Annotated in this window: 1 protein-coding gene; it reads left to right on the top strand. The window is 66.2% G+C overall.

From position 1 onward, the window contains the following. Positions 1-885, top strand: an 885-nt coding sequence (locus QU44_RS16945) for an IS91 family transposase (RefSeq protein ID WP_033923588.1), incomplete at its 5' end; no start/stop codon positions are given. Between the last annotated feature and the right edge of the window lie 300 nt (positions 886-1185).

The raw sequence follows: 1185 nt of genomic DNA, 5'->3' as shown, positions 1-1185 counted from the left end.
GAGGTCGCCGATATCGCGTTGCAGAACAAGGCTGCGGTGTATGGCCTGTTGTTCCAGGCGGCGTCGGAGACGATGACGATTATCGCGGCCGATCCGAAGCACCTCGGTGCCCGCATCGGCATCACCGCCGTGCTGCACACCTGGGGCTCGGCGCTCACCCACCATCCGCACATCCACATGATCGTGCCGGGCGGCGGGCTGTCGCCGGACGGCACCCGCTGGGTGTCGTCGCGACCGGCGTTTCTGCTACCGGTCAGGGTGCTGGGCAAGTTGTTCCGGCATCTGTTCCTCACCCGGCTGATGGCGCTGCACGAGGCGGGGCGGCTCGCGTTCTTCGGCAGTCTTGCGGCACTCGCCGACCGCCGAGCCTTCCTGCGCCATCTGTCACCGGTTCGGAAGAAGCGCTGGGTAGTCTACGCCAAGCCGCCGTTCGCCGGACCCGAGACGGTGCTCGCCTACCTGTCGCGCTACACCCACCGGGTTGCGATCTCGAACAGCCGGCTGATCCGCTTCGACGAGAGCGGCGTTACCTTCCGCTACAAGGACTACCGCCGCGGCGGGGCCGAGCGGCAACAGATCATGACGCTCACCGCCGACGAGTTCATCCGCCGCTTCCTGCTCCACGTCCTGCCCAAGGGCTTTCACCGTATCCGCCATTACGGCCTGCTCGCCGGCGCCACCCGCAAAAGTCATCTCGACCACGTTCGTCAGCTGCTTGGCGTCGCGCCACCCGCCGCCGCCGATGCGCCGATCGAGCCGGATGATGTGCGACCGCCATGCCCATGCTGCGGCGGCCATATGGTCGTTATCGAGACCTTCGAACGCCAGCACCAGCCTCGCGCACCGCCGGCATCGACAGTGCCACCCGGAGTACAGGCGCCGTGACCCGGCACGGCCCGTTATCGATAGACCCTGCATCGCGACCGCGTCGGGGAACAGGCGAGCTCGCGCATAACGATATCAGAGGCGTCACTGCGCCCGCCGCGGATCGCCAAGCTATACCTGAAAGCCCATTATTAGCTCCCGCATCGGGCCTGCCCGCGGGGACGGACGACGACAAATCCGTCAGATCACCAGCCACTCTAACCTGCCAAAATCCGAAATCCCCATAGGTCACCGCTCGATGCCCGCGGGTTCGGGCCTCCCAGACTTTCGTACGCCTGCCGGCGCCCGAAACTCTTCAGG

The organism is Sphingomonas sp. 37zxx (genome assembly GCF_000786205.1).
Lineage (GTDB): Bacteria > Pseudomonadota > Alphaproteobacteria > Sphingomonadales > Sphingomonadaceae > Sphingomonas.
This window is presented reverse-complemented; position numbering and strand designations above follow the sequence as displayed.